Genomic DNA, 25,861 nt, shown 5'->3' with positions numbered 1-25,861 from the left:
CCTTATCCTGCACCGCGTGCCCTACTTCAAGATTGCCTACGACCGGGGGATCGACCACACCCGGCACCATGTGACCTACCTCGGCACCCGCCAGGCCCTCGACACCCTTCCACCCGGCCTGACCTGCGAGAAAGTCGAGCGTCCCGGGGTGCGTGACACCCTCACCGAGGCCCGCGCCTGGCTCGCCGCCCAAGGCCCGCGCCGCTTCGACCGGATCATCTCCATGTCCGAGTACGAACTGCTCGACGCGGCCGGGCTGCGCGAGGAACTCGGCGTGCCCGGACCGCCCGTCGCCCAGGTCGCCCTGGCCCGCGACAAGGTCCTGATGAAGGAGGCCGTCGCCCGCGCCGGGTTACGCGTCCCGCGCTTCTTACCCGCCCGCGACTTCCTCGACCACGCCGCCGGCGGCCGCGTCCCCTGGCAGGGCCGCACCGTCCTCAAGCCCCACCGGGGCGCCTCCAGCGAAGGCGTCCTCGTCCTCGACACCCCGGCCGCCGCCGCACAGGCCCTGACCGGCCGCACCACCGGAGTCCCCGCCCTCGACGACCCGGCCGCCCCCGCCCTGGACGACTTCCAGGCCGAGGAGTTCCTCACCGGCCCCATCCGCCACTACGACGGCCTCGTGCAGGGCGGCAAGGTCCTGCTGCTGACGGCCAGCCAGTACGTCAACACCTGCCTGGCCTACGCCCAGGGCAGCCCGATGGGCTCCTTCCAGATCCGCCACACCCCCGAGGTCCACGACTGGGTGTCCCGCGTCCTGGCCGCCGTACGCATCGAGGACGGCAGCTTCCACCTGGAGGCGATCGTCCACGACGGCGAGACCGTCTTCCTGGAGGTCGGCAACCGCGTCGGCGGTGCCGACGTCGTCGCCGCCACCGAACACGCCACCGGGGTCCACCTGCCCTCCCAGGAGCTGCGCATCCTCCTCGGCGAACCCGTCGCCCTGCCCGCGGAACCCGCGGGCGACGGCCGCTTCTACGGCTGGTTCGTGGTTCCCGGCCACCACCTCGCCCACCACCGCTACGAAGGTCTCACCGGCGCCGACGCCCACCGCACCGACGCCCGCACCGTCACCTGGCACCAGCTGCCGCCGGGCGCTCCCCTGCCCGGCCACATCACCTACCAGGCGGGTGAGACCGTCCTCGCCGGCATCGCCGCGGGCGACACCCCCGAGGACACCCACGACTACCTGACCGGACTGTTCGCCTCCGTCACCGTGCGCAGCAGCCGGGTCCCCGCCGAGGCCGGGCAGGTGGGCGCGTGAAGAAGCAGCACGTCCTGCTGGCGGTCGCCGTCACCGCCATCTGGGGACTGAACTTCTCCGTCATCAAGATCGGCCTGGACAGCGTCGACCCGCTGATCCTCGCCGGCATCCGCTTCGCCCTGTGCGCCCTGCCCGCCGTGTTCTTCCTGCCCCGCCCCGAGGTCCCCTGGCGCTACACCGTCGGGTACGGCCTGGTCTTCGGCGTCGGCCTGTGGGGCGTGGTCAACCTCGGCATCGAGGCGGGCGTCTCCTCCGGGATCGCCTCCCTGGTGCTGCAGTTCAGCGCCTTCCTGACGATCCTGCTGGGCGCGGTCGTCTTCCGCGAGCCGCTGTCCGGCTTCCAGTGGGCGGGCATCGCCATCGCCCTGTCGGGCCTGGCCGCCGTCATGTTCGTGACCGACGGCACCGTCACCGCCGCGGGCGTCGCCCTCGTGCTCTTCGGCGCCGCCTCCTGGAGCGTGGCCAACGTCGTCCTGAAGAAGGCCGCACCCCGCCAGACCCTGTCCTTCCTGGTCTGGTCGAGCCTCTTCTCCCCCCTGCCGCTGTTCGCCCTCGACCTCGGCGTCAACGGCACCAGCGGCTTCACCGCCCTGCCCGGCCAGCTCGGCTGGACCGCCATCGCCTCCCTGCTCTTCCAGGCCTACCCGAACACCGTCCTGGGCTACGCGATCTGGAACTGGCTGCTGCGCGAGTACCCCGTCTCCACCGTCGCCCCGCTCTCCCTCCTCGTGCCCGTCTTCGGCGTGCTCGGCTCCATGATCATCTTCGGGGAGCCGCTGCCCCCGCTGAAACTCCTCGCGGGCGCCCTCATCGTCACCGGCCTGGTCATCGGCCTCTACGGCAAACGCCTCGCCCAAGCCCGCAGCCGCCCCGTTCCCGAGCCCGAGCCCATCACCCCCCAGGTGACGCGCCGATGACCACCACACCCCCCGACACCCGCGCCGGAGCGGTCGCCGCCCTCGCCGACCGCCACGTCGGCGAACTCGCCGCCCTCGACCCCTGCCTGGCGGGCGCCATGGGCATCGCGGGCGAGGAACACCGCCTCACCGACTACGGCCCCGAAGGCGCCGAGGCCCGCACCGCCCTGGCCCGCCGCACCCTCGCCGCCCTCACCGCCACACCCCCGGAGAACGAGGCCGACCGCATCGGCGCGGCCGTCCTCGGCGAACGCCTCGCCACCGAGATCGCCCTCGCCGAGGCGGGCGCCTACGACACCCTCCTCGACACCCTCGACGGACCCGTCCAGCGCATCCGCCAGGCCCTGTCCGTCCTCGACCAGGGCGACCACACCCCCTGGGACGCCCTCCTGGCCCGCCTCGGCGCGGTCCCGGCCTGCCTCGCCGGCCTGCGCGACGGCCTGGAGCACGCCCGCCGCCGGGGCCGTACCGCACCCCTGCGGCAGATCACCCGCAACGCCCGCGACTGCCACGACCTCGCCGCCTACCTCACCCGGCTGCCCACGGGCCACGGCGCCGGACCGCTGCGCCCCGCCCTGGAGGAGGCCGCCGGCGCGGGCCGCCGCGCCCTGGCCGGCTTCGCCGACTACCTCACCGGCGATCTCGCGGCGGACGCGAACCCCGAGGACGCGGCGGGCGAGGACCGCTACCGGCTCGGTGTCCGCGAGTTCCTCGGCATGCGCCCGGACCTCGCCGACACCTACGCCTGGGGCTGGGAGGAACTGGCCCGCGTCCGCCGCGAGACCGTGCGCGCCGCCGCCGAGATCGCCCCCGGCGAACCCGTGCCGGCCGTCCTCGCCGCACTCGACCGGGACCCGCGCCACCAGGTCACCGGGGCCGACGCCTTCCGCGACCACGTCCAGCACCTCGCCGACACGGCCATCGCCACCGTCGACGGCACCCACTTCACCGTGCCCGAGGCGCTGCGCCGCATCGACTGCCGCACGACCACGGGGGAGGGCCCGGCCCACTACCTCGCGCCCAGCGAGGACCTGACCCGCCCCGGCACCGTGTGGTGGCCGCTGCCCGCGCGGGACCGGCCACGGCCGGTGTGGGCGGTGCCCAGCGTCATGTTCCACGAGGGCGTCCCCGGCCACCACCTCCAGCTCGGTCTGACCACCCTCAACACCGCCGGCCTCAACCGCTTCCAGCGGCTGTCCAGCGAGCTGCACCTCGGCCACTGCGAGGGCTGGGGCCTGTACGCCGAACGCCTCATGGACGAACTCGGCCACTTCACCGACCCCGCCCACCGTCTGGGCATGCTCACCGAGGGCCAGCAGCTGCGGGCCGCCCGGGTCGTCCTGGACATCGGTCTCCACCTGCGCCTGCGCATCCCGCGGGGCACCGGTTTCCACGAGGGCGAACGCTGGACCCCGGACCTGGCCCGCGCCTTCCTCCTCGACCACCTGGGCCTCGGCCCCGAGTCGTTCATCGACTTCGAGATCGACCGCTATCTCGGACGCCCCGGCCAGGCGCTGGCCTACAAGCTCGGCGAGCGGGCCTGGCTGGAGATCAGGGAGGCGGCCCGCCGCCGGGAGGGCGCCGCCTTCGACCTGAAGACCTTCCACGCCCGCGCCCTCGCCCTCGGCCCCATGGGCCTGGACCTCCTGCGCACCGAACTCACCCGCTGACCACCCCGTACGACGAACGGCTGTGGCCGACAGGGAACCTCCCTGCCGGCCACAGCCGTTCGTCGTACGGGGCCTCAGTGCCCGGTCTTGCGCACGGAGGTGGTCTCCACGCCCAGCGGCGCCCCGTCCGCGCCCGCCGGGACCACCTCCGGCACGGGCACCCCGTGCCGGTCGACGAGGACCGAGTGCGGTTCACCGGGCGAGAAGGCGTGCCGCTCGCCCCACTGCCGCAGCGTGAGGATCACCGGGAAGAGGTCCGCCCCGGCCTCGGTCAGCACGTACTCCTGCCGGCGGCCCGTGGACGCCGTGCGCTGGGCGAGGATCCCGTGGGCGACCAGCTTGCGCAGCCGGTCCGTGAGGATGTTCCGGGCGATGCCGGTGCGCCGCTGGAACTCGGTGAACGACCGGGCCCCGTCCATGGCGTCCCGCACCACGAGAAGGCTCCACCGGTCGGCGACCAGATCGACCGTGCGCGCGACGGGGCAGTCCGGATCGGTCCACTCGGGTCCCTGGCCGCGCTCAGTGCTGCTGGGCGACATGACAACCTCCCGATGGGTTGCGAATTGAAACCATCATGCCGTACTCTCAAAACAGTTGCAATTTGCTACTGATTGGATCGGGATTCGATGGACGCATGGCGGCGGCTGCTGCTCGCGGTGGTCTGCGGAGTTGCTGTGGCGAGCATCTACGCCGCACAGCCCGTTCTGGAGCCCATGGGGCAGGACCTCGGCGTCTCCGCCGAGCTGACCGGATGGATCGTCGCGACCGGCCAGTTCGGCTATCTGGCCGGGCTGGTGCTGCTGGTCCCGCTGGGTGACATCGCCGACCGCCGACGCCTCATCGCCGTCCATCTCGCGGTCACCGCGGCGGGCATGCTGCTGACGGCCGCCGCGCCGGCCGCCTGGATGGCGTTCGCGGGCCTCGCGGCGGCGGGCGTCTTCGCCGTGGTCGTCCAGACCACCGTCGCCTACGCCGCCTCCGTCTCGCCCCCCGGCGAGCGGGGCCGCACCATCGGCGTCGTCACCTCCGGAGTCGTCGTCGGCATCCTCGGTGCCCGTGTCGTCACCGGCGCCCTCGCCGAACTGTGGGGCTGGCGCAGTGTCTACGCCGTCCTCGCCGCCCTCTCCCTGGCGCTCGCCGCCCTGGTCATGACCGCGCTCCCCGCCGACGAGCGCCCGCGGGCCACCGTCGGCTACGGACAGGCGCTGGCCTCCCTGGGCTCCCTCTTCACCGAGCGCGCCTTCCTCACCCGCGGTGTGATCGCCTTCTTCCTCTTCGCCTCCTTCGGCACCCTGTGGAGCGGTTTCTCCCTGCCCCTCGCGGACGCCCCCTGGGGGCTGACGGAGAGTCAGATCGGCCTCTTCGGCATCGCCGGGCTCTTCGGCGCCCTCGGTGCCGCCCGCGCCGGACGCTGGGCGGACGCGGGCCGCGCCACCCCCGTCACCGGACTCGCGCTCGCCCTGCTGATCGCCTCCTGGGCGGCCATCGGCCGGCTCCCCGACTCCCTGTGGCTGCTCGCGATCGGCGTCATCGTCCTCGACTTCGCCGTGCAGGCCGTGCACGTGAGCAACCAGCACGTGCTCACCACCGCCCACCCCGACCGCACCAGCGGCGTCATCGGCAGCTACATGGTCTTCTACTCCCTGGGCTCCGCCCTCGGCGCCGCCGCCACCACCGCGCTCTACAGCGCCTACGGCTGGACCGCCTCCAGCCTGCTCGGCGCCGCGTTCGCCGCCTGCGCCCTCGCCGTCTGGGCCGCCGACCGGCGCCGTCCCACCGCGCCCGCCGTGCCCCACCCCGCACCGGAGGAGCCCTCGGCCGCCCCGTCCCGGACGGCCACGACGGCACGGCGCGGGACGCCCCCCGGGGTGCGCTGAACCGCACCCCGCCCCCGGCGGCCGGCCGGGAGCGGGCGCTCCTCCTCCCCCCGGGAGTGCCCCGGTCCCGGACCGGTCCACCTACGCCCTCGCGATCACGGTCGCGCAGGGCGTACGGCTTCTCAGGGGAAGCCGCCGTGAAAAGCGGGCCACGGCGGACATCCGGCACAATGCAGAATCCCCGCCGGGTATCTCCGAATCCCCTCGTTCGACCACCGCCGTACAACCCGAGGAAACCTCGTGCAATTTCATGGCATCAAGGGGCGCAAGGTGAAGCATAATTGAGGCGGGGGCGCATACGGGGCGCAAGGGAGCGGCATTCGGTGAAGCGTGCCGTGATCTCCCGTTGTCCCTCGCGCACCGGTCCGGGGTGAGCCCCCGGAGCATCCCTCTGACCTGCGCGTTCAATCCCAGGGAAAACCTCGCACCGGGTTTGTGTCCACATCCTGGAGGCGCACGGAAAAGCAGGCGGTGGCGCACCGGCAAACGTCGGGGAGGGTAAGCCTCTCCGGGGCACGGAAGTCGCGCCGTGCGCAAAAGGGGTGCCATACACCGGCCCGCCCGAAAGTGCCACAGTCCCTTATCGGTCTACGGGCGCCGGAAATTGGCCGCCCGCTGTGAGGTCGCCCTGTGCCGGCCTGTTGCCCTGCGCTACATTGAGCTGTCAAGATTTCTGGCGCGTCATCGGAACCGGTGGGGCAAGTTTTCGGTCGGCTGTCCGCGCTCGGCGACCTTGCGGATTCCCCGGTCGGCTTGCGCGGACTGTGAGGTCAACGGGATGAGTCGCACATATTCGGTCACGTTGAACAACCGCCCTTCCCTGCCCGGAACCGGTATTCCGATGCGGGCAAAACCGGTGCGGGGGCACCCGGGCGGTCACCCAGAACCGCACCTGGGGTCCGGCGCCGGGCCGTCGGCCACCACCCCGGCCAGCAGCGGAGAAGCATCGAGCAATCCTCGCAGACACGTCGATTCAGGTATGCCGGATATACCTGCGAGCGCAGCGGATCGACGCCGCAGATTGACGGAAAGGAAGGGCACTTTGCTCGAGGAACCGGAGCCGCAAGTGCACAGAATACCGGTGGATTCCCTCTTACCGGCCGACTCCCCGCGTCTGGAGGGAGTGAACGAGGACCACGTCCGGGTGCTCGCGGACAGCACCGCGGAGTTCGAGCCAATTCTTGTCGCACGGACCGCCGGGCATGTGGTGGACGGCATGCACCGCCTGCGGGCCGCGATGCTGCGCGGACAGCGCTACATCGACGTGCGCTATGTCGACGGCTCACCCGGCGACCTGTTCCTCCAGTCCGTCAAGGCCAATACGCGTCACGGCCTGCCGCTGACCCTGAAGGACCGCAAGGCCGCCGTGGCGCGCATCCTCACCTCCCACCCCCATCTGTCCGACCGCGCCATCGCGGCCATCGCGGGTGTCTCCCCGAAGACCGTGGGCGCGGCCCGTGCCCGTCGTGCCCTGGCCGACAGCATCGCCCAGCCGCACGCCCGCGTCGGCAGGGACGGCCGCGCCCGCCCCGTCGACATCCCCCAGCGCCGCGAGAAGGCACTCGCCCTGCTCTCCGAACAACCCGGCATCACCCTCCGTGAAGTCGCCGAACAGGCGGGCGTGTCCATCAGCACGGTCCACCGGATGCGGCAGGAGCTCCGCCGGTCGGCGCACGGCCGGCGGCCGGAAAGCGCCGTCGGGGAGGGGGCCGGCGCCGGGACCGCGCCGCCCGGGACGGGGGAGGAGCGGCCGGGGACGACGGACGGGACACCGCCCCTCGAAGCGGCGGAAGGCTCCCGGGACTTCGGGGAACCGGCGCACTCCGCAGGCGTACCCGACCCGGACATGACGCCTCCGGCACCGTCCGCCGCGTCGTCCTCTCCGACGCGGGGGCCCGGTACCCGGCTGCCGCCCCCGGCCCGCCCCGGCGCCTCGGTCACCATCCCGAGCCGGGACGTCCGCCTGCCCCTCGTGTCCGGGCCGCAGAACTGGGTCCCCTACGACGCCCGCTTCCACGTCCGGGCCATGCGCACGCTCGCCAACGATCCCTCGGTCCGCTTCACCGACGGCGGCCGCGCCCTGCTGCGCTGGCTCAACGGCCAGGCCCAGCAACTGGCGGTGGGGGAGCGCATGCTGGACGCCGTCCCCCCGCACTGCGTCCAGGCCGTCGCCGACATCGCCAGCCATTACGCCAGGGAGTGGGAGCGGCTGGCGGAAACCCTGCGCCAGACCGACCGGCTCACCCGGCCCTGCCGCCCGGCCCAGCGGGAAGCGCGCCCGCCCGCCGTGGCACCCCCGTCCGCCCGTCACGCCTCCCTGTCCTGAACGCAGTCCGGCCACCCACCTCCAGAGATGGCATGTCCATGTCACTGCATCGATGTCCGGGGCGCGAAGCCCGGCCCCGCCCGCCCCCTGCCGTTCTCCCCCGGTGGGGCGGCGCCGGCGAATCCGGGGCGGGGCTGAACACCGCCGTCCGGCGGTGCGTATGACTCGTCGACCGCCCGCGGCGCGGGGAAGGGGCCGCAGGGCCGACGTGAGGAATGGCCGATGAACGACCGAACGACCCCCGCGATGCACGCGCTGCCCGACGGGGAGGCCGAGCTGTCGCTCGTGGTGCGCCTCCCCTGGGAGGACATCGCCCGGCTGGGCCAGGAGGCGGGACGGCTCGCCTCCCAGCTGCGGCGGCCGGTGACCCTGGACGAGGCGGTCGGCCACCGCCTGCGCTCCGCGCGGCCCGCCGCGCACGCCAAGCCGGCGGGGGAGCAGCCGCCGGCCGTGACGTCCGCGGCGTCGGTGTCGTCCCTGCCGGCCAGGGCCCCGGCCGAGCAGGCACGTCAGGCGATCGACCGGATCAACGGCACGGCGTGACCCGCCCGCCCCGCTTGGCTCACCCGGCGCCCCGGATCCTCGCCGTCGCCTTGCGGGCGGCCACCAGCACCGGGTCCCAGACGGGGGAGAAGGGCGGGGCGTAGCCGAGGTCCAGGGCCGTCATCTGCTCCACCGTCATCGCGGCGGTGAGGGCGACCGCCGCGATGTCCACCCGCTTGCCCGCCCCCTCCCGGCCGACGATCTGGACGCCCAGGAGACGGCCCGTGCGCAGTTCCGCGAGCATCTTGACCGTCATGGGCGAGGAGTCCGGGTAGTAGCCCGCGCGGCTGGTCGACTCGACGGTGACCGACTCGAACCGCAGGCCCACGCGGCGGGCGTCCTTCTCCCGCAGCCCGGTGCGCGCGATCTCCAGGTCGCACACCTTGCTGACCGCCGTGCCCACCACTCCGGGGAAGGTGGCGTAGCCGCCGCCGACGTTGGCGCCGATGATCTGGCCGTGCTTGTTGGCGTGCGTGCCCAGCGGGATGTGCCGCTGCTGGCCGGAGACCAGGTCCAGCACCTCCACGCAGTCGCCGCCCGCCCAGACGTTCTCGTGCCCCCGCACCCGCATCGAACGGTCCGTCAGCAGCCCGCCGTGCTCGCCCAGGGGCAGCCCCGCCGCCCGGGCGAGGTCCGTCTCGGGCCGCACCCCGATGCCGAGGACCACCACGTCCGCCGGGAACCGCCCGTCCTCGGTTGCCACCGCCCGCACACGGCCGTCGTCGCCCGTCGGCAGTGAGGTGACGGCGGCGTCGTTCACCATGGTGATGCCCATGCCCTCCATCGCCTCGTGCACCAGGCGCCCCATGTCGGGGTCGAGGGTGGCCATGGGCTGCGGGCCGCGGTTGACGACCGTCACCTCGTAGCCGCGGTGGATCATCGCCTCGGCCATCTCCACGCCGATGTACCCGGCGCCCACCACGACCGCGCGGCGCCCCCCGGTGCGCGCCAGGGTGTCGAGCAGGGCCTGCCCGTCGTCCAGGGTCTGCACGCCGTGCACCCCGGGGGCGTCCATGCCGGGCAGCTCCGGACGGATCGGCCGCGCGCCCGTCGCGATGACGAGCTTGTCGTACGACGTCCAGGACTCGGCGCCGGACTCCAGGTCCCGCGCGCGCACCCGCCCCCGGTCGAGGTCGAGTTCCGTGACCTCGGTGCGCAGCCGCAGATCGATGTCCCGCGCGCGGTGCTCCTCGGGCGTGCGCGCGATCAGCAGGTCCCGGTCGCCGACGTCGCCGCCCACCCAGTAGGGGATGCCGCAGGCCGAGTAGGAGGTGAAGTGGCCGCGTTCGAACGCCACGATCTCCAGCTCGTCCGGGCCCCTCAGCCGGCGGGCCTGTGACGCCGCGGACATCCCCGCGGCGTCACCGCCGATCACCACCAGGCGTTCCCTCGCGCTCCCCGCGCCGCTCGTGCCCATGCTCATGCTCATGCGAACACGCTACGGCGGCGGGGCGTTCCGGATCCGCTCAGCCCTCCCCGCCCTCCCGCGTGCCGCCGCGCCCCGGCTCCGGCGCCGGCCGGGCGGCGGGCAGGGGCCCGGCGGCGGGCATCGCCGGCACCGTCCGCGGGCGCCGCGGCAGCCGGGGGCGTACGGCCTTCAGCCACAGCAGGACCAGCAGCGCGGCCGCCGCGGCGAACGGCAGCACCGCGCCGACCGCGACCGCCAGCCAGCGCAGCATCGTCACGAACGCCTCCCAGCCGCCCGTGAGCGCGTCCACGAAGCCGGGGTCGTCGTCCTTCGGCGCCGCCTCCTGCCGCGGCCTCTCGGACAGCTCCAGGGTGATGGTGGCCAGGCTCGTACGGTCCTTCAGGGACGCCTGCTGGGCGAGCAGGGCCTCCAGATCGGCCTGACGACTGCTCAGCTCGCCCTCCAGGGTGACCACGTCACTGAGCCTGGTGGCCCGGTCCATCAGCTCGCGGATCCGGGCCACGCTGGCGCGCTGCGAGGTGATCCGGCTCTCCACGTCGACGACCTGATCGGTGACGTCCTCCGCCTTGGCGTTGCGCTCCAGCAGCTTGCCGGTGCCCTCCAGCGCGGCCAGGACCTCCTCGTACTCGGCGACCGGCACGCGCAGCACCACGCGCGTGTGCTCGTGACCGTCCCCGTCCCGGACGGTGGTCTCGTCGCCGACGTAGCCGCCCGCGTTCCCGGTCGCCGCGCGGGCCTCCTCCAGCGCCTCCGGGACGTCCTCGACCCGCACGGTGAGCGAGGCGGTGCGGATGACGTGGGTCGCGGCCGCCTTCGGCGGCGCGGTCGCCCGGGCGCCGTCCGCCGCGCCGCCGGGGGCGCCCTGCCGCGCGCCCTCGTCCGCCGCCCGGCCCTCCGCCGGGGCGGCGGCGGCCTTGTCGTCGGCGGCCGAGGAGCCGGCCGAGGAGTCGCCCCCACCGCTGCACCCGGTGACGGCGAGGGCCGCCGCCAGCAGGACGCCGGCCAGGGCGTGGGCGGGTCGTACGGATCGTCGTGTGCGCATCTGGGCTTCCCCCGGGCTCCGGTGGTGACTGACGTTCCTTCGACGCCGCCCGGGTGCGGTTCGTTGGCGCCGAACGGTCCCGAAGCGGTCACGGAACGGACTCGGCGGGGCCACACCGCCGAGGCGGACGGGCAGGCGGCGTCTGAGAAGGTGGAGCCATGAGCGGATCACATGCGGACGACGGCCGGCGGGTCGTCGTCATCGGAGCCGGAATCGCCGGGCTGGCCGCCGCGCACCGGCTGGTGCGGCGCGGGGCGCGGGTGACCGTGCTGGAGGCCTCGGACCGGGTGGGCGGCAAGCTGCTGCCCGGCGAGATCGCGGGCGCCCGGGTCGACCTCGGCGCGGAGTCCCTGCTGGCCCGCCGCCCCGAGGCGGTCGCCCTCGCCCGGGAGGTGGGCCTCGCCGACCGGCTCCGGCCCCCGGCCACCGCGACCGCCTCGCTGTGGACCCGCGGCGCGCTGCGCCCCATGCCCAAGGGCCATGTCATGGGCGTCCCCGGGACGGCCGCCGCCCTCGCCGGGGTGCTGTCCGACGAGGGGCTCGCCCGGATCGGGCGGGACGCGGACCTGCCCCGCACGGAGGTCGGCGACGACGTGGCCGTCGGCGCGTACGTGGCGGCGCGCCTGGGCCGCGAGGTCGTCGACCGGCTGGTGGAGCCCCTGCTGGGCGGGGTGTACGCGGGCGACGCCTACCGCATCTCGATGCGCTCGGCGGTCCCCCAGCTCTTCCGGGCCGCCCGCGCCCACACCTCGCTCACCGAGGCGGTCCGCGAGATCCAGGCGAAGTCCGCCGCCGCCCCGCAGGCGGGCCCCGTCTTCATGGGCATCGCGGGCGGCGTGGGCACCCTCCCGCTCGCGGTCGCCGCGTCGTTGCGGGCGCAGGGCGCGGAGATCCTCACCGGCACGCCGGTCACCGGGCTGCGCCGCGCCCCGGAGGACGGCTGGCGGGTCACCGCCGGGGGCCGGGTCCTGGACGCCGACGCGGTCGTCGTCGCCGTACCCGCCCCGGCCGCCGCCCGGCTGCTGCGCGCCGAGGCCCCCGGCGCCGCCGCCGAGCTGGCCGCCGTCGAGTACGCCTCCATGGCGCTGATCACCCTCGCCTACCGCCGCGCGGAGACCGATCTGCCCGAGGGCAGCGGGTTCCTGGTGCCGCCCGTCGACGGCCGCACCATCAAGGCGTCCACCTTCGCCTCCCACAAGTGGGACTGGATCGCGGAGGAGAACCCGGACCTGGTGGTGCTGCGCACCTCCGTGGGCCGCCACGGCGAGACGGAGATCCTCGGCCGCGACGACGCCGGCCTCGTCGAGGTCTCGCGGCAGGACCTGCGGGCGGCCACCGGTCTGGCCGCCGCCCCGGTCGAGGCGCGCGTCACCCGCTGGCAGGACGGCCTGCCCCAGTACCCCGTCGGCCACCACGCGCGCGTGGCCCGCGTCCGCGAGCACCTCGCGGGCCTCGCCGGGCTGGCCGTGTGCGGCGCGGCCTACGACGGCGTCGGCGTCCCCGCCTGCATCGCGAGCGCCCACGCCGCCGCCGACCAGATCCAGGGCGACCTGCGCGCGGTGCGGCGGCTCACCGCCGACCCGGTGCAGAGCCTTCACGGAGGAGCGGGAGAATGAGGGACATGAGTGACGACGCCACCACCCCCGCCCCCGACCGGATCCCGAACAAGGGCAAGCTGGCCAAGGACCTCAACGAGGTCATCCGCTACACCCTCTGGTCCGTCTTCCGACTGAAGGACGTCCTGCCGGAGGACCGCGCCGGGTACGCCGACGAGGTCCAGGAGCTGTTCGACGCCCTCGCCGCCAAGGACGTCACGATCCGCGGCACCTACGACCTGTCGGGCCTGCGCGCGGACGCCGACCTCATGATCTGGTGGCACGCCGAGACCGCCGACCAGCTCCAGGAGGCGTACAACCTGTTCCGCCGCACCAGGCTCGGCCGCGCGCTGGAGCCGGTCTGGTCGAACATGGCGCTGCACCGCCCCGCCGAGTTCAACCGCGCGCACATCCCCGCGTTCCTCGCCGACGAGACGCCCCGCGACTACGTGAGCGTCTACCCGTTCGTGCGGTCCTACGACTGGTACCTGCTGCCCGACGAGGACCGCCGCCGCATGCTCGCCGACCACGGCAAGATGGCCCGCGGCTACCCCGACGTGCGCGCCAACACGGTCGCCTCGTTCTCCCTCGGCGACTACGAGTGGATCCTCGCCTTCGAGGCCGACGAACTGCACCGCATCGTCGACCTCATGCGCCACCTGCGCGGCTCCGAGGCGCGGATGCACGTCCGCGAGGAGGTTCCGTTCTACACCGGCCGCCGCAAGGACATCGCGGAACTCGTCGCGGGCCTGGCCTGATCAGACGGCCGGCCGGAGCGCTTCGGCCGGCCGCTGTGCCAGCCGGGGCCTCGGCTCCGGTTCCGGGTGCGGTGCGCAGGAGGCGCGCCGTCCCGGGACCCGCCCGGTGAGCAGGTACGCCTCCAGGTGGCCGTTCACGCAGGCGTTGGGGCCGCCGGCGAGGCCGTGGCTGCCCGCGTCCCGCTCCGTGACCAGCGCCGAACCCGCCAGCCTCCGGTGCAGCTCCAGCGCACCGTCGTAGGGGGTGGCCGCGTCCCGCTCGGCCGCCAGGATCAGCGTCGGCGGCAGCTCGCCCCGTCCGGCGCGCACGTCCAGCGGCCGCTGCCGGGGCGCCGGCCAGGAGGCGCAGGGCAGATTGGTCCACACGTTCGCCCAGGTCTCGAACGGCGCCCGGCGCGCCAGCCGGGTGTTGTCCCGGTCCCACACCGCCCAGTCCGTCGGCCAGGGCGCGTCGTTGCACTCCACGGCGAGGTACACCGCCCGCGCGTTCTCCGCCTCCGCCGCCGCCTCCGGATGGGTCCGCGCCTGCTCGACCAGCGGTCCGGGATCCCCCTCGAGGTACGCCGACAGCGCGTGCGCGCGGTGCGGCCAGTGGTCGTCGTAGTACCCGGCCTTCAGGAACGCCGCCTGCAACTGGCCCGGACCGACCTTCCCGCCCGCCGGCTCCTTCGCCAGCCGCGCGCTCGCCCGCTCGTAACTGGCCTGCACCTCGCGCGCGGTGGCGCCGAGCCCGTACACGTCGTCGTGCCGGGCGGCCCAGGCCCGGAAGTCCGCCCAGCGGTCCTCGAACGCCGCCGACTGGTCGAGGTTGTTGCGGTACCAGATCCGCTCCGGGTCCGGGTTCACCGCCGAGTCGAACACCATGCGCCGCACGTGGGAGGGGAAGAGCGTGGCGTACAGCGCCCCGAAGTACGTGCCGTAGGACGACCCCAGGAAGGTCAGCCGGTTCTCGCCGAGCGCGGCGCGCAGGACGTCCAGGTCACGGGCGTTGTTGAGCGAGTGGTAGTGCTTCAGCGCGTCCCCGGCCCGCTCGGCGCAGCTCCGCGCGTACGCCTCGGCCCGCGCGAGACGTTCCGCCTTGTACGTCTTCGAGGGGTGGGCCGGCGCCTCCGTGGGGTCCTGGGCGAACGTCCCCGGGTCCGTGCAGGACAGCGGGGCGGAGCGGCCCACCCCGCGCGGCGCGTAGCCGACGAGGTCGTAGGCGGCCGCGACGCGCTTGAACGCGGGGAGCACGCCCATCAGGGGGAAGTACATGCCGCTGGCGCCCGGCCCGCCCGGGTTGTGGACCAGGGAGCCCTGCCGGGGCACCTGGCGCTTGCCGTTGTCCGGGTCCTTGCCGGTGGCCCGGACACGGCTGACGGTGAGTTCGATCTGCCGGCCGTCGGGGCGGGCGTAGTCGAGCGGGACGCGTACGGTGCCGCACTGGACGGTCTCCGGAAGGTCCTGTGCCGCGGGGCAGGGGCCGAAGTCGATGCGCCGGTCCGCGGCGCGGGCGGCGGCCACGGCGGTGCCGCGCAGTTCGGCGGCGCCGGGGGCGGCGGCCGGGGTCCGCGGGGCGCCGCCGGCCGGGGCGGCGGCCAGGGCGGTGAGCAGCAAGGACCCGGCGGCCGCGTGGACGACGGCAGTTCTCATCGGTGTTCCCTTCGGTGCACGGAGGCGACAAAAGGGATGTTTCGTTCCGTGGTGGTCCGAGGCAAGCACCGTCGGCCGGGGTGTCGGCGTCAAGGGCCCCGGTGGCGCTCCCGGTGCGCGAGGGCCGCGCGCAGCTCCGGTTCGCCCACCGCCCGGATGCCGCGCACCGCGACCGAGGTGAGGTACGCGCGGTCGTCGGCGGCGTCCCCGGCGGCCCGGGGCAGCGCGTCCAGCAGCCGCTGACCGGCCGGGGAGGCCCAGCGCGAGTACGGGTGGACCTCGAACCGCGCGATGGCCAGGCAGCCCAGGGTGAGGACCAGCGGCAGCGCGAACCACAGGGCGACCAGGGGGCGCGCCAGGTCCGACGGCACCGGCATCAGCAGGGCGGCCGCCCCGAGCCCGGCCACCGCCGACGCGGCGAACCGCACCTGCCGCACGGCGTCCGCGACCGTCGTTCCGGCCCCGTCGGGGACCGCCAGTCCGGCGGTGACCAGCCGTTCGGCGATCCCGTGCACGGCGTCCGCGGTCGCCGCGGCGGACCGCACCGGCGCGATGGGCGACTGGCCCTGCGGTCCTATCGCCCCTATCACCGACCGCTCCATCTCGTCGCGCCCGCGCGGGTCGACCACCGTCGCCCAGCCGGTGTGCGCCAGCAGCAGCCGCCGCTGGCGCGCCATCGCCACGAGCGTGACGTCGGCGACCCGCCCGGGGCCGCCGGACAGGAACGCGGCCTCGTACAGCGTCAGACCGTGCCCGGGTTCCGTGTCCGGGCCGGCCGCGGCGGCGCCGCGCACGGCGGCCAGGCACAGCCGCAGGCACGCCACACCGGCGACGGCCCAGGCCAGGAGCAGCAGGGGGACCCAGAACATGACTTGTTTGTAAGGGACACGGTCGCGGAAACACCATGCCCTGTTCACCATCCGGACGGAGTGTTGTCGGTATGTGACGTTCCGTTCGGTGGTCGCGGTCGATTCCGGTCAGCGGCGCGGCAGCACCCGCCGCGCGGCCCGGGCCAGCCGCGCCGCCGGCCGGTGCGACCGCGGCTTCGGACCCGAGCGGTCCAGCCACCACTCCCGCAGCGCGCGCCGCGCCCGCCCGTCGTCCGGCCGCCCCTCCACGAGCAGGTGCTCGACGAAGTCCAGCGCGTCCCTGCGGTAGCCGTCGGTCATCGGCGTCACCCGGGCGTACGCGAGGAAGGCGGGCCGGTACTCCGCGCCGAGGACCACCGGCAGCTCGGGCGCCACCTTGGCGACCACATCGGCCCGCTTGGCGGCGAGCGCCCGCGCCTGCACCCCCATCCGCACCGGGTCGAACCCGTCGGGCACGGGCGCCCCGGCGGTCAGCGCGGACAGCACGGCGGTCTGCGCGAGCGCCAGCCGCCGCCGGGCCTCCGCCCCGCCGCCGGTCCCCGGCCGCGGGGTCCCGGCCCCGACCGCCGTCACCTCGCCGCGCGCCCGCCCGCCCCGCTCCAGGGCAGCCCGGACCGCCCCCAACTCGGCCTCCAGTTCGGCGGGTTCGGGGAAGTTCTCGTCCCGCTCCAGCAGCACGCCGGGAGGCGAGACCCGCGAGGCGAGGTCGGCGAGGATGTCGAGCACGGGCTCCGGGACGGGGTGGGCGTGGCTGTCGTGCCACACCCCGTCCCGCTCGAAACCGCCCGCGACATGGACGTAGGCGAGGGCCTCCAGGGGCAGTTCGGCGAGCGCCAGGGCCGGGTCCTCGCCCCGGTTGATGTGGTTGGTGTGCAGGTTGGCGACATCGATGAGGAGGCGTACGCCCGTCCGGTCGGCCAGGTCGTACAGGAACTGTCCCTCGGTCATCTCCTCGCCCGGCCACGAGATCAGCGCGGCGATGTTCTCCACGGCGAGCGGGACGGGCAGCGCGTCCTGGGCGATGCGGACGTTCTCGCAGAGGACGCCGAGGGCGTCGCGGGTGCGCGGCACCGGCAGCAGGTGCCCGGCCTCGAGCCGCGGCGCGTCGGCCGGCGGCCCGCCCGCCCGCACGAACGCGATGTGCTCGGTGACCAGCGGCGACCCGAGGGCCGTGGCCCGCTCGGCGAGGGCGGCCAGCCGCCCCTCGTCCGGGCGCTCGGCACCGCCCAGCCCCAGCGAGACCCCGTGCGGTACGACGGTCACCCCGCGCTCGCGCAACCGCACCAGCGACTCGGGCAGATGCCCGGGGCAGACGTTCTCGGCCACGGCCTCGACCCATTCAATGCCCGGCATCTCCTCCACGGCCCCGGCGATCTCCGGCCGCCACCCGATCCCCGTCCCCAGTCGCACCATCGTCGCCTCCTCCGCCCGGCTTCCCCCGGTCACCCGGCCGTGCCGGCCCCCGCCGGACGTCGCTTACGGACGTGACGGGGGTATGGCCCCGGGCCGGGCGCCCGAACCCCGTACCGGGCACCTTCAGAGGAACATTTGAGCTTCGGGCCGCGTCGCGGGGCCGGACGCGCCCGGCGGGCGGGGGAGTGCGGCGGGAGGTGCCGTCCGGCGCCCCGGACCCGGGGTCACCGCACGGTGAAGGCGGGGGACGTGCCGGTGAACGGGGTGACGGCGCCGAAGGCGCTCTTCGCGTCCCCGTGGTACACGATCCGGTAGGCACCGGGGGCGGTCCCCTGCGGGACGTCCCAGGTGACGGTGACCTGGGAGGCGGCGATCCCGTCGCGCTTCCAGTGGAAGCGGGTCGCCCAGTCGCCGTCGTCGGCGACGGTGCGCCAGGTCCCGCCGGACTCCTGGCGCTGGACCTCCAGATACGTCTCCCCGCGGTGCAGGTCGTTGCCCGGGTGGGCGCCCGCGAAGACGACCTCGGCCCGCTCACCGGCCCGGTAGTTCTCCCGCGGCGCCACCAGCACGTCCCCGAACTTCCGGAAGGCCGGCGGCGCGTCCAGCACCACCCCCGGCTGCAGCGAGAGCACCGAGCCGGACAGGTCCGGCGGCTTCGGGCCGAGGGGGAGGTCCGTCCCGTCGCGCAGCGCGGTGGCCAGCTCGGCCGCGGTCTGCTGGAGCGCCGGGAGCTGCCAGCGCCCGAAGAGCGTGCTGCCGCCCTCGTACTGCTGGGCGTCGTACTCCTCGGGGGTGGTCAGGTAGTGGAAGTACGCGTTGGAGTACCCGGCGACCAGGACGTCGTCGAGGTCCGCGCCGACGATCTCCGCGACCGTGCGCCGCAGCCGCAGACCCGCGCAGATGGTGACCTCGCCCGGGATGCCGATGAGGTGGAGGCGGCCGATGCGCACCAGCATCACCGGCACCCGCTCCTGCACCCACGGGTAGAGGCGGTTCATCTCCCCGATGGGGACGAAGACGTCCTTCGGTGCCTGCGCCTGGGCGAGTTCCGGCGACACCGTGTAGATCACGGAGTCGGAGACGGCGTCCCAGAAGGGGTTCTCGCCCTCCTGGAACCCGGGGAAGGCCGGCCCGTCCTCCATGCTGCCCGCCGCCATGGACGCGCCGACGCAGGGCTTGGAGGTGCGGTGGGTCCGTCCGTCGCCGGTGAACTCGGGGCGCACCTCGACGTCGGAGAGGTCGACGTAGACCAGCCGGGAGTCCACCGGCCCGTCCAGCCGGACCCCGGCCGTGTCCAGCTGGGCCGCGGCGGCCTCGTACTGCCGCAGTCCGCCCGCGCGGGTGAGCTCGAAGTCGGCGGGTGTGGTGGGCGGGCGCAGGTCCAGGTTGGGCGACATGTCGCCGCTGTTGGTCTGGGCGAACGCCGAGACGAACGCGGGGGAGCCGTCGGCCAGGTAGTCGACGTCGTGGACCTCGCGCTCCCAGTGGTAGGCCGCGTACCCCTTGTTGTCCGCGCTGATGAGGCGGTTGTCGCCGGACATGCCGGTGGCGTGCACCGGGAACCAGTTGACGGCGCCGACCGTCCGGCCCTCCCGCTCCACCCGCAGCAGTGTGGTGTGCGGGTCGATGGCGTCGGGGAAGTGGTCGCGGTCGGCCGCGGGGTTGCGGTCGAAGGCCGGACGGGAGCGGTTGACGCTGGCCCCGGTCAGGGTGCCGTGGCTGAGCACCAGGCCGGAGGGGGCCAGGTCGTCGTGGGCGCGCTGCGCGGCCTCGAACAGGCCGTCCGCCACGGCCTCGAAGGTCTTGCGGTGGAAGCCGAACGTGGTCGTGTTGTAGAGCAGGTGGTGTGAATATCCGCCGGGGCCGGCGTGCGTGTGGGTGGCGGTGATCAGCACGTTCTGCTCGGTGTAGAGCCGGCCGTACGCCTCCGCGAGCCGCCGCAGTACCGCCCGGTGCACGCTGTCGAAGATCATCGGCGAGTCGGCGACGATCAGCATGACCCGGCGGCCGCTCGCCCGGTCGGCCACGACGAACGCCCGCGCCCGCAGCCGGGTGTGCAGCCCGGCGGCCTGCTGGTCGAACCGGCCGTAGCCCATCATCCCGACCTCGGCGACCTCACCGGTGGCGTCGGCCAGACCCCGGCCGACGAGATAGCCGCCGGTCTCCCCGGCGGTCTCCGCGGCGGCGGTGGCCGGGCCCGGGGCGGCCAGGTGGGCGCCCGCCAGGCCGAGGCCGGTGAGGGCACCCGCGCGCAGGACCGTACGCCGGGGGTGAACGGGGCGTTCCGCGGACATCTGCTGCTCCTCCGGCTCGATCGGCCCGCGGCGGCGCGCCGATGGAACGTGGGCGCGCGTGCCGGTGGGATCGCCACCTGCCCGGGCCTGACGGTTCGTGAAGGGAGCTCGCGCGCCATGACGCCCGCGCGAACGTGAACACCGTTCAGGTTCTGCGCCGTCATTCGTACACCGCACGCCACAGCCGCCGCAAGAGGTGTGCCGGCCGGTCACCGCACCCACGGGGCAACTCCTCCGCGCACCCGGCTCGTTGACGCCCCCCACACTCGGTACTAGGTTGCGAGAGCGCTCTCACCCCCCACCTCCGCCGCACACCCCGCCCCGTCCACCGGTCCGCCCCACCCCGTCGTCGGGCCGGTACGGTCACCTCCGGTGACATCCGGGCAGGGAGGCGCCCCAGACAGGGAGCAGTCCGCCCATGCGTTCCGTCCGAAGACTCAGCCGATGGCAGCCCGCCGCCGCCCTCGCCCTCGCTGTTGCCCTGTGCGCGCTGCTGCCGCAGTCCGCGTCCGCCGGCGGCACGGCGACCAAGACCACCGCCGCGACCGGAGCCGCCGCCACCACCGGGGCCGCCGCGGCGGGCATCTGCAACAAGTACTGCGACGGCCGCGACCCCGCCCTCGCCCCCGGGGACCGCGCGCCCGTCACGGCGACCGTCCACGCGCGGTCCGTCGTCCTGCACTTCGACGACGCCGACGCGATGGGCTGGGCGTCCCTCGGCAACGGCGGCCCGGGCGACGAGGTCTGGCTCGACCGCTCCTTCGACGGCGGCCGGACCTGGAGCTCGGGGAGCCGGCTCGGCCACACCACCGTGCCCGCGGGACAGCGCGGATGGCGCACCCTCATGTACAACGTGGACGACTGGGCCGCCCATGGCGTCGGCGCGCTGCGGGCCTGCGGCAAGGCCGGCGACCGCCCGGAGATCGCCTGCACCCCCTGGGCCCGCACCACCTGGAACGCCGGCAGCCGCGGCACCGCCGCGGCCACCGCCCTGATGACGTCCTACGACTACGCGACGGGCCTGTTCGACACCACCGGCTGGTGGAACTCGGCGAACGCCCTCACGGCCGTCATCGACAACATCCGCGCCACGGGCATGGGCAGCTACCGGTACGCCATCGCCCGCACCTACGACCTGAACGTGAACGCGCGGGACGGGCAGTTCCGCAACGACTACATCGACGACACCGGCTGGTGGGGACTGGCCTGGGTGGCCGCCTACGACCTGACCGGCGACAGCCGCTACCTCGCCACCGCCCGTGCGGACGCCGACCACATGGCCGCGTACTGGGACGGCACGTGCGGCGGCGGGGTGTGGTGGAGCACCGCCCGCACGTACAAGAACGCCATCTCGAACTCCCTCTACATCCAGCTCAACGCCGCCCTGCACAACCGGATGCCGGGCGACAGGACGTATCTGGAGCGGGCGCGGGCCGGCTGGTCCTGGTTCCGGGGCACCGGCATGGTGAACGGCTCGCAGCTGGTCAACGACGGCATCGACCTGGGCACCTGCCGCAACAACGGCGACACGGTGTGGTCGTACAACCAGGGCGTCCTCCTCGGCGCGCTGACCGAGCTGTACCGGGCGACGGGCGACGGCGCGCTGCTCACCGGCGCACGGCGGATCGCCGACGCCGCCACCACCTCGTCCGCCCTCCACACGGCGGACGGCATCCTGCGCGACCCGTGCGAGAGCGGTGACTGCGGGGCGGACGGACCGTCGTTCAAGGGGGCGCACGTGCGGGGGCTGGACGAACTCGACTCCGTCCTCCCGGACCACCCGTACACCGCCTACCTGCGCCGCCAGGCCGACCGCGCCCACGCGAGCGACCGCAACGCCCTCGACCAGTACGGGCTGCGCTGGTACGGCCCCCTCGACCGGGTGGACGCGGCCCGTCAGCACAGCGCCGTGGACCTGTTCAACGCCGCCTCCTGACCGGACCGGGGCAAGAAGCGGCGGCGGCCCGCGCAAGCCCCCCGCCCGCAGTGCGAGGCGGAGGGCTTGCGCGGGCCCCGGAGCCGCCGGGTGCCCGACCGGGCCGTCACCTCCGGAGCGACCGCCACGACGTCACCCCAAGGGGCGTCATCAGGCCATCCGGCGGCAATCGGCCACCGTGCCGGCCGCCCGTGCCCTTCGTCGGGGGTCCTCGTTGGGCCTGCCGGGCGGACGCGTGTCCGCGGGGGGCGAGGGGGAGGGGCCGGGGTGGAGGTGGTGGGCGTGCGGCACGCCTATCGGCGGCGGGCGGTGCTGCGCGGGGTCGATCTGCGGCTGGGGAGCGGCGTGATCGCCGGAGTCGTCGGGGAGAACGGTGCCGGGAAGTCGACCCTGCTGAAGATCCTCGCGGGGGAACTGCGGCCGAAGGGCGGCACGGTCCGGCACAGCGGCCGGCTGGGCTACTGCCCGCAGCAGGTGGTGCTGAACGACGCGCTGACGGTCCGACAGCACCTGGACTTCTTCCGTGCGGCGTTCCGGCTGCCCGATCTGCGGTACGCCGAGGAACTCGTGGAGGTCCTGGGCTTCGCCGCGTACGCCGGCGAGCGGGCGGGGGTGCTCAGCGGCGGCACGCGGCAGAAGCTGAACCTGACGCTGGCGCTGATGCACGATCCGCAGGTGGTGCTGCTGGACGAGCCGTACCAGGGCTTCGACTGGGAGACGTACCTGCGGTTCTGGGAGCTGGCGGTCCGGCTGCGCGACCGGGGGCGCTCGGTGCTGGTCGTCTCGCACCTGGCGTGGGACACCGAGCGCCTGGACGAGCTGTGGCGCCTCGACGGCGGAACGCTCCACGCGGCGGTGGTCCCGGAGTGAGGACGCACCTGGCGCTCTTCGCCACGGCCACCCGGTACGCGCTGACCGAACACGCCCGCAACCGGTTCGCCATGGTGCTGGTGGCGCTCTTCCTGCCGCTGTGGACGACGCTCGCCTACCAGGTCATGCCCGACGACCCGGCCCGGATACGGCTGCGGGCCACCGGGCAGTGGCTCACGCCCCACGGCAACGAGCTGACCGAGATCAGCGGCGCGCTGAACGCGGTCACGCTGATCACCGGGTTCCTGATGTTCGCCGCGACGTTCGGCTCCGGCGGGTTCGACAAACGCCTGGCGATGGCCGGCTTCCCCCGCGCGCATCTGGTCGCGGCCAAGGTGGCGGGGCTCGTCGCGGCCTCCGCGGTGGTCTCCGCCTACGCCACCGTGGTCACCTGCCTGACCTGGTCACCGCGCCGGCCGGCTCTCCTGGCGGCGGCCCTGTTCGCAGCGGGACTGACCTACGGCGTCCTCGGTGTCGGATTCGGCTCCCTGCTGCGCCGGGAGGTCGAGGGCATGTTCGCCATCACCATGACCAGCATCATCGACCTGGCCCTGCAGAACCCCATCTCGAGCGCGGGCGCCGACAGTCCCGTCCTGCGGCTGCTGCCCTCCTACGGGGCGATGCAGGCGGCCACCGCCGCCGGTTTCTCCGACAGCGCCGTGCCCGCGTACCTGGCCGTCCAGCTGGCCTGGTTCGCCGCGGCGGCCCTGGTCGGTCTGCTCGCCTTTCGCCACCGCACCCGGACCGCCCTGCCGGCCCGGCCCCGCCCGCTGCCCGCACCGCGGCGGCCCACCGCGGCCGAGCAGCGGCCCGCACCGGACACCGCCCGGTCCGACCGAACGGAGGGGGACGACCGTGAACATCCGTGACGTCGTCCGGGGGAAGACCGTCGTGCCGGACCTGCCCCGCCCACGCCTGCCGGGTGGCGTCTCCGCGAGGCGGTACATGATCGCGGAGGAGCCGGCCCTGCGGGCCGCCTACGAGGTGTGCCGTCGGCAGACGCGGCGGGATCCGGCCGAGTACGCGCTGATCCGGCTCACCCCCGCCCCCCTGCGCCCGGCGTGCTGGGCGCTGTGGGCGGCGGCGAGCGCCGTCGACGACCTGGCCGACGACCGGCTCGCCACGGTCCCGGAACGCGCCGCCCGGGTCGATGAGTGGATCACCGCTCTCGGTGACGATCTGGCGGCCGGACGCAGCGCCGACCCCGTGCGCCACGCCCTGGTGGACACCGCGGGGCGCTGGCGTCTGGACCTGACGGTGCTGCGCGGCGCGCTGGAGGTGGTGCGCGACGACGTGGCCGGCCGCCGCTTCGCCGACTGGGCCGCCTGGCGCGCCTGGGGCCGGGGCACGCTGGTCCCCTGGTTCGACCTCACCCGGGACCTGTTCGAGCGGGCCGGGGCGCCGGTCGCGCTGCGCCTGGACCACCAGGAGGACTACGAGCGGTTCATCGACGGCGTCCGGCTGACCAACGACCTCACCGATCTCGCCCGCGACCTCGCCCTGGACGGCCTGTTCGTGCCCGGCGAGGTCCTGGCCCGCCATCCGGGAGCCGAGCAGGACCTCCTGCACCGCCGCTGGAGCGACGACGTCGCCGCGCTGATCGCCCACCTGACCGCGACGGCCCGCCGGTGGACGGACCAGCCCGGCCTCACCCGCGGCATGCACCCCGGCCCGGCCACCGTCCTCGACACCATGGCGGCCCTGCTGCACGCCCAGCTCGACGCCGTCGACGCGGCCGGCCCCCGGCTCCTGCGCACCGTCCCGCGCCCCGGCGCCGCCGCCGGCGCCCGCATCCTCGCCCCCGCCCGCCTGCGCGCGGGTTTGGCCTGGAAGCTGACCCCGCTGACGATTCCCGGGCCCCGCCCGGCCCGCCCGCCCGGCGCGGCCGCCGCGCGTCCGGTCCCGAGGCCCCGCGCGGCCGGGTTCCCTGAGCCGCCGGCCCACCCCACCGGCATCGGGCCGCCCCGCATCCCGGCGGACCGGATGCCCACCCACGTCGCCGTCATCATGGACGGCAACGGACGGTGGGCCACCGAACGCGGCCTGCCCCGCTCCGAAGGCCACCGCGCCGGCGTCCGCGCCGTCCACGAGACCGTCTACGGGGCCCTGCAGATCGGCCTGCCCTGGCTGACCTTGTACGCGTTCTCCACCGAGAACTGGAAACGCGAGCCCGAGGAGATCGGCCACATCCTGTCCGGCCTGCGGGACCAGCTCGACGCCGATCCCTACCGGGACCTCGACGTCCGGCTGCGCTGGTCCGGCCGGCCCGGCCGCCTGCCCACCGACCTCGTCGACGCCCTCCGCCGCCGGGAGCACGCCACCCGCACCCGCGGCCGGCTGACCCTGACCCTGTGCGTCAACTACGGCGGACGCGACGAGATAGCCCGCGCCGCGGCATCCCTCGCCCGGGCCGCGCGGGCCGGCGACATCGATCCCGTCCTCATCGAGGAGAGCGACGTCGCCGCCCACCTGCCCCACCCCGACCTGCCCGACGTCGACCTGCTGTGGCGCACCAGCAGCGAACAGCGCACCTCCAACTTCCTGCCCTGGCAGGCCACCTACGCGGAGCTGCACTTCAGCGACACCCTCTGGCCGGACATCGACCGACGGGACCTGTGGCGGGTCGTCACCGCGTACGGCGAGCGCCGGCGCCGTCACGGCGCCGCGCCCTGACCCTGAGCCGGCGCCGGGCCCCGGCCTCAGCGCAGCGCCGGATGGTCCGCCACCACCGTGCACGAGCCCGGGGCGATCTCCGTGAAGCCGGCGTCGCGGACCGTGGGGAGGCCGCCGGCCGTCAGGGCGGGCCAGCGGGCGGGGTCGGCGGTGCGGACGGCGAGGGGGAAGCCGGTGGCGTGCCAGGCGGCGCGGGCCTCCTCGGGCAGCTGCCACCAGGCCAGCTGGGCGCCGTGGCCCGCCTGGGCCATCGCCTTGCCGGCGGACATGCCGAGGTCGGGGTTCAGCCAGAGGACGGGGGTGCCCGGGTCGGCCGGGGGCGCGGGGTCCGGGTCGTCGAGGTCGGTGCCGGAGACCTGGAGGCGGGCCAGGTCCTTGGGCCAGCCGTCCAGGGGGACCGGCGGGAAGACGCGGACCTCGGCGGACTTGCCGGTGACCGTGATGCCGGGGAGGGCCTCCGCGCGGCGCCACTCCGCGCCGCGTGCCCGGCGCACCACCTTGCGGATGCGGGCGTCCTGCCAGTCGCGGACCGCGCGGGCCCACTCGCCCTCGCCGGTCGAGCGCGCGTCGGTCAGCATCACCAGCACCGCGCGGGCCGCCGTCTCCAGCGCGTCCGTACGGGGCGGGGGCGCCGCCCGCTCGATGCGGACCACCAGGGGCAGGACGAACTGGGGTGCCTCGTCGCGGGCGCCCGGGTCGGGACGGAAGGGGCTGCCGGCGGCAGGGGTTCGGTCATCGCTCACGGGGCCAGTC

General features: G+C 74.7%; 20 protein-coding genes. 12 read left to right on the top strand and 8 right to left on the bottom strand.

What is annotated here, in order from left to right; genetic code table 11:
• Nucleotides 1-16 precede the first annotated feature (16 nt).
• Genes FHX78_RS06860 through FHX78_RS06850 form a run of 3 tightly spaced genes read left to right on the top strand, consistent with a single transcriptional unit; the run spans nt 17 to nt 3,851 of the window.
• Nucleotides 17-1,264: an ATP-grasp domain-containing protein gene (locus tag FHX78_RS06860; RefSeq protein WP_229923949.1), complete on the top strand. Its 1,248-nt coding sequence runs from the start codon at nt 17-19 to the stop codon at nt 1,262-1,264.
• Nucleotides 1,261-2,181 carry an EamA family transporter gene (locus FHX78_RS06855; protein WP_145866574.1) on the top strand — a complete coding sequence of 307 codons (921 nt, stop codon included), beginning with the start codon at nt 1,261-1,263 and terminating at the stop codon, nt 2,179-2,181. The genes FHX78_RS06860 and FHX78_RS06855 overlap by 4 nt, the downstream gene beginning before the upstream one ends.
• On the top strand, nt 2,178-3,851 hold the full coding sequence (locus FHX78_RS06850) for a DUF885 domain-containing protein (protein WP_145866573.1): 1,674 nt from the start codon (nt 2,178-2,180) through the stop codon (nt 3,849-3,851). Before FHX78_RS06855 ends, FHX78_RS06850 begins: the two co-directional genes overlap by 4 nt.
• A 74-nt stretch (nt 3,852-3,925) precedes the next feature.
• Here FHX78_RS06850 and FHX78_RS06845 read toward each other — a convergent pair whose 3' ends face one another.
• Nucleotides 3,926-4,390, bottom strand: a complete 465-nt coding sequence (locus FHX78_RS06845; RefSeq protein WP_145866572.1) for a winged helix-turn-helix transcriptional regulator — start codon at nt 4,388-4,390, stop codon at nt 3,926-3,928.
• Between the two features lie 87 nt (nt 4,391-4,477).
• On the opposite strand from FHX78_RS06845, the gene FHX78_RS06840 reads away from it, so the two are divergent.
• From FHX78_RS06840 to FHX78_RS06830, 3 genes are all read left to right on the top strand, one after another.
• A complete protein-coding gene (locus FHX78_RS06840) occupies nt 4,478-5,728 on the top strand; it encodes an MFS transporter (RefSeq protein ID WP_145866571.1) in 1,251 nt (416 codons plus the stop codon).
• Nucleotides 5,729-6,809: 1,081 nt separating this feature from the next.
• Nucleotides 6,810-8,054, top strand: a complete 1,245-nt coding sequence (locus FHX78_RS06835; protein ID WP_167531706.1) for a ParB and winged helix-turn-helix domain-containing protein — start codon at nt 6,810-6,812, stop codon at nt 8,052-8,054.
• A gap of 222 nt (nt 8,055-8,276) precedes the next feature.
• The gene (locus tag FHX78_RS06830) at nt 8,277-8,597 is read left to right on the top strand and encodes a hypothetical protein (protein ID WP_145866569.1); all 321 of its coding nucleotides are present in this window, start codon (nt 8,277-8,279) and stop codon (nt 8,595-8,597) included.
• A gap of 19 nt (nt 8,598-8,616) precedes the next feature.
• Here FHX78_RS06830 and FHX78_RS06825 read toward each other — a convergent pair whose 3' ends face one another.
• Nucleotides 8,617-10,026 (bottom strand): FAD-dependent oxidoreductase, encoded by a 1,410-nt coding sequence (locus tag FHX78_RS06825; RefSeq protein ID WP_373313036.1) that lies wholly within the window; start codon nt 10,024-10,026, stop codon nt 8,617-8,619.
• 37 nt (nt 10,027-10,063) lie between these two features.
• Complete coding sequence (locus FHX78_RS06820; RefSeq protein WP_145866568.1) at nt 10,064-11,068, bottom strand: DUF4349 domain-containing protein; 1,005 nt, start codon at nt 11,066-11,068, stop codon at nt 10,064-10,066.
• A gap of 158 nt (nt 11,069-11,226) precedes the next feature.
• On the opposite strand from FHX78_RS06820, the gene hemG reads away from it, so the two are divergent.
• A complete protein-coding gene (hemG, locus tag FHX78_RS06815) occupies nt 11,227-12,684 on the top strand; it encodes a protoporphyrinogen oxidase (protein WP_145866567.1) in 1,458 nt (485 codons plus the stop codon).
• A gap of 5 nt (nt 12,685-12,689) precedes the next feature.
• Nucleotides 12,690-13,421, top strand: a complete 732-nt coding sequence (gene hemQ / locus FHX78_RS06810; protein WP_145866566.1) for a hydrogen peroxide-dependent heme synthase — start codon at nt 12,690-12,692, stop codon at nt 13,419-13,421.
• On the opposite strand, the gene FHX78_RS06805 is transcribed toward hemQ, so the two are convergent.
• The 4 genes from FHX78_RS06805 to FHX78_RS06790 all read right to left on the bottom strand — a co-directional run bounded on the left by FHX78_RS06805 (nt 13,422) and on the right by FHX78_RS06790 (nt 19,629).
• Nucleotides 13,422-15,053 carry an alpha/beta hydrolase gene (locus tag FHX78_RS06805; protein ID WP_145866565.1) on the bottom strand — a complete coding sequence of 544 codons (1,632 nt, stop codon included), beginning with the start codon at nt 15,051-15,053 and terminating at the stop codon, nt 13,422-13,424.
• Between the two features lie 89 nt (nt 15,054-15,142).
• A complete protein-coding gene (locus FHX78_RS06800; protein WP_145866564.1) occupies nt 15,143-15,922 on the bottom strand; it encodes a TIGR04222 domain-containing membrane protein in 780 nt (259 codons plus the stop codon).
• Nucleotides 15,923-16,030: 108 nt separating this feature from the next.
• Nucleotides 16,031-17,335: an MbnB/TglH/ChrH family RiPP precursor modification enzyme gene (locus FHX78_RS06795; RefSeq protein WP_167531705.1), complete on the bottom strand. Its 1,305-nt coding sequence runs from the start codon at nt 17,333-17,335 to the stop codon at nt 16,031-16,033.
• A 224-nt stretch (nt 17,336-17,559) separates the two neighbouring features.
• The gene (locus FHX78_RS06790) at nt 17,560-19,629 is read right to left on the bottom strand and encodes a neutral/alkaline ceramidase (protein WP_145866563.1); all 2,070 of its coding nucleotides are present in this window, start codon (nt 19,627-19,629) and stop codon (nt 17,560-17,562) included.
• A gap of 418 nt (nt 19,630-20,047) precedes the next feature.
• Between FHX78_RS06790 and FHX78_RS06785 the strand changes: the two genes are divergently transcribed.
• The 4 genes from FHX78_RS06785 to uppS all read left to right on the top strand — a co-directional run bounded on the left by FHX78_RS06785 (nt 20,048) and on the right by uppS (nt 25,108).
• The gene (locus FHX78_RS06785) at nt 20,048-21,565 is read left to right on the top strand and encodes a glycoside hydrolase family 76 protein (protein WP_145866562.1); all 1,518 of its coding nucleotides are present in this window, start codon (nt 20,048-20,050) and stop codon (nt 21,563-21,565) included.
• Between the two features lie 282 nt (nt 21,566-21,847).
• Nucleotides 21,848-22,435, top strand: coding sequence for an ATP-binding cassette domain-containing protein (locus FHX78_RS06780; protein ID WP_145866561.1), 588 nt, complete (start codon nt 21,848-21,850; stop codon nt 22,433-22,435).
• The gene (locus tag FHX78_RS06775; protein ID WP_229923948.1) at nt 22,432-23,304 is read left to right on the top strand and encodes an ABC transporter permease; all 873 of its coding nucleotides are present in this window, start codon (nt 22,432-22,434) and stop codon (nt 23,302-23,304) included. Before FHX78_RS06780 ends, FHX78_RS06775 begins: the two co-directional genes overlap by 4 nt.
• A complete protein-coding gene (gene uppS, locus FHX78_RS06770) occupies nt 23,291-25,108 on the top strand; it encodes a polyprenyl diphosphate synthase (RefSeq protein ID WP_308439674.1) in 1,818 nt (605 codons plus the stop codon). Before FHX78_RS06775 ends, uppS begins: the two co-directional genes overlap by 14 nt.
• 26 nt (nt 25,109-25,134) lie before the next feature.
• Here uppS and FHX78_RS06765 read toward each other — a convergent pair whose 3' ends face one another.
• A complete protein-coding gene (locus FHX78_RS06765) occupies nt 25,135-25,851 on the bottom strand; it encodes a peptidyl-tRNA hydrolase (RefSeq protein ID WP_145866560.1) in 717 nt (238 codons plus the stop codon).
• Nucleotides 25,852-25,861: the final 10 nt, after the last annotated feature.

This window comes from Streptomyces capillispiralis, assembly GCF_007829875.1.
GTDB lineage: Bacteria > Actinomycetota > Actinomycetes > Streptomycetales > Streptomycetaceae > Streptomyces > Streptomyces capillispiralis.
Note: the sequence above shows the minus strand (reverse complement) of the source record. Positions and strands in the feature narration are given on the sequence as shown.

Bases quoted from the DNA above. Each gene is read 5' to 3' on its own strand.
- FHX78_RS06850 (WP_145866573.1), top strand. From the start codon at position 2,178: ATGACCACCACACCCCCCGACACCCGCGCCGGAGCGGTCGCCGCCCTC.
- FHX78_RS06845 (WP_145866572.1), bottom strand. From the start codon at position 4,390: ATGTCGCCCAGCAGCACTGAGCGCGGCCAGGGACCCGAGTGGACCGAT.
- FHX78_RS06840 (WP_145866571.1), top strand. From the start codon at position 4,478: ATGGACGCATGGCGGCGGCTGCTGCTCGCGGTGGTCTGCGGAGTTGCT.
- FHX78_RS06830 (WP_145866569.1), top strand. From the start codon at position 8,277: ATGAACGACCGAACGACCCCCGCGATGCACGCGCTGCCCGACGGGGAG.
- FHX78_RS06825 (WP_373313036.1), bottom strand. From the start codon at position 10,026: ATGAGCATGAGCATGGGCACGAGCGGCGCGGGGAGCGCGAGGGAACGC.
- FHX78_RS06820 (WP_145866568.1), bottom strand. From the start codon at position 11,068: ATGCGCACACGACGATCCGTACGACCCGCCCACGCCCTGGCCGGCGTC.
- hemG (WP_145866567.1), top strand. From the start codon at position 11,227: ATGAGCGGATCACATGCGGACGACGGCCGGCGGGTCGTCGTCATCGGA.
- hemQ (WP_145866566.1), top strand. From the start codon at position 12,690: ATGAGTGACGACGCCACCACCCCCGCCCCCGACCGGATCCCGAACAAG.
- FHX78_RS06805 (WP_145866565.1), bottom strand. From the start codon at position 15,053: ATGAGAACTGCCGTCGTCCACGCGGCCGCCGGGTCCTTGCTGCTCACC.
- FHX78_RS06800 (WP_145866564.1), bottom strand. From the start codon at position 15,922: ATGTTCTGGGTCCCCCTGCTGCTCCTGGCCTGGGCCGTCGCCGGTGTG.
- FHX78_RS06795 (WP_167531705.1), bottom strand. From the start codon at position 17,335: ATGGTGCGACTGGGGACGGGGATCGGGTGGCGGCCGGAGATCGCCGGG.
- FHX78_RS06790 (WP_145866563.1), bottom strand. From the start codon at position 19,629: ATGTCCGCGGAACGCCCCGTTCACCCCCGGCGTACGGTCCTGCGCGCG.
- FHX78_RS06785 (WP_145866562.1), top strand. From the start codon at position 20,048: ATGCGTTCCGTCCGAAGACTCAGCCGATGGCAGCCCGCCGCCGCCCTC.